Origin of the sequence: Pseudomonas sp. SWRI179 (genome assembly GCF_014268705.1) — a bacterium.
In the GTDB taxonomy this organism is placed as follows: domain Bacteria; phylum Pseudomonadota; class Gammaproteobacteria; order Pseudomonadales; family Pseudomonadaceae; genus Aquipseudomonas; species Aquipseudomonas zanjanensis.
In genome coordinates, this window is the sequence record NZ_JABWRA010000144.1 from 1 (window position 1) to 436 (window position 436).

General features: G+C 64.7%; 1 protein-coding gene. It reads left to right on the forward strand.

Features of this window, described 5'->3' with window-relative positions:
- Positions 1–436 (forward strand): RHS domain-containing protein (locus HU767_RS29220; protein WP_186731121.1); only part of this gene is annotated, 436 nt, incomplete at both ends.

A 436-nucleotide genomic window follows, 5' to 3' on the forward strand; every position in this document is an offset into this window, starting at 1 on the left:
GACCACCCTCAAGGGCAACCGCCTGCTGAAGGAGGGCGACCGCCACTACGACTACGACGCCTTCGGCAACCTGATCCGCGAACGCCGCGGCCAGGCCTTGGTCAGCGCCTACCGCTACGACAGCCAACACCGCTTGATCGGCATCAACACGGCCGACGGCTGCGAAACCTCCTACCGCTACGACGCCTTCGGCCGACGCATCAGCAAGACCGTGGACGGCCTGACCACGGAATTTTTCTGGCAGGGCGACCAAGTCGTCGCCGAAAACAGCCCGCGCCATCACCGCAGCTACGTCTATGAACCGGGCACCTTCCGCCCGCTGGCGATGCTCAATGGCGAAGGCCTGGAAAACACCACGCCGTTCTACTACCACCTCGACCACCTGGGCACGCCCCAGGAACTGACCAACCCCAACGGCCAGATCGTCTGGTCGGCG